The sequence below is a fragment of the Oleiphilus sp. HI0125 genome, assembly GCF_001635355.1.
Window position 1 is genome coordinate 1 of the sequence record NZ_LWGF01001134.1, and the last position, 945, is coordinate 945.

1 protein-coding gene and 1 pseudogene are annotated in these 945 nt (G+C 45.8%); one reads left to right on the top strand and one right to left on the bottom strand.

Features of this window, described 5'->3' with window-relative positions; translation table 11 throughout:
• Positions 1-714: pseudogene (locus A3762_RS27830) on the top strand (cell adhesion protein); the annotation flags it as partial.
• Between the two features lie 31 nt (positions 715-745).
• On the opposite strand, the gene A3762_RS26110 reads toward A3762_RS27830, so the two are convergent.
• A partial coding sequence (locus tag A3762_RS26110; RefSeq protein WP_304439307.1) for a pirin-like C-terminal cupin domain-containing protein occupies positions 746-945 on the bottom strand: 200 nt, incomplete at its 5' end.

Below are 945 nucleotides of genomic sequence, written 5' to 3' on the forward strand. Positions count from 1 at the left end.
TTAAACGATGGTTCGTATCGTACAGCACTGTCACCAAACAAATCTGTTTCTGATATTGCGTTTGAGCAAATCACATCAGTGCTTTCGGGCAGCACCTCATACTATGTTCGATTATCAGGTCATTCTCTTGGTAGCCAGTTAGCGACTAACGTCACAAAGAAAATCAGTGACGCGGTCTATAACGGTACTGTCGGCAATAACCTGACTGTCGACCGCTTAGAATTGCTTGATCCTTTCTGGTCAGCAGATCCAAAATCATATCTTGGTGATGCGAATGGCGACGGTAATACTGATTGGGTCGGCGAACATGCGCGCTGGGATATTCAAACCTTAATCGATCGCCACAACTTGCCAGTAACTTGGTACAAATCGAGTGGTATTTTGGATATTTGGATCGGAGATCGAAATACGATCCTAGAGGGTATGGTTACGTTTATTCATAATCGATTCTGGTATTTGTCAGGCCCTGACTTCGTTAACAAACATAACCAGGTGGTTCCTTGGTACTTCCGTTCAATGGCTTCAAATGCGCCTGAAGAAGTAACCATTACATGGTGGGGGGCACGCCGCACAACTGGCAAGCTAGCAGCAAGTGCTCGCACATCAGATTCACGTATTCAAGAGATGATGGGTGATCGATATCACTGGGATCAGGTAGAAGGTCGTTACACGACTGACCCTTCTGATGACCAATTCGAACGAAAGAACTACTAGAGCACGGTATGAGCCCCTCATAGGGGCTCAATCACTTCTCTGGAACAGGCGTATATTCGCAACTATCTCCAGGGATTTTTGGAAACTTCCCTTCTTTCCAATCACGGCTCGCTTGATCAATTCGTTCACGACTAAACGACACAAAGTTCCAAAACATATGTGGCGCAGTCGGAAAAGCTTCGCCACCGAGCATAAGCACGCGAGAATAACTCAAGCACTCCAAACATAAGT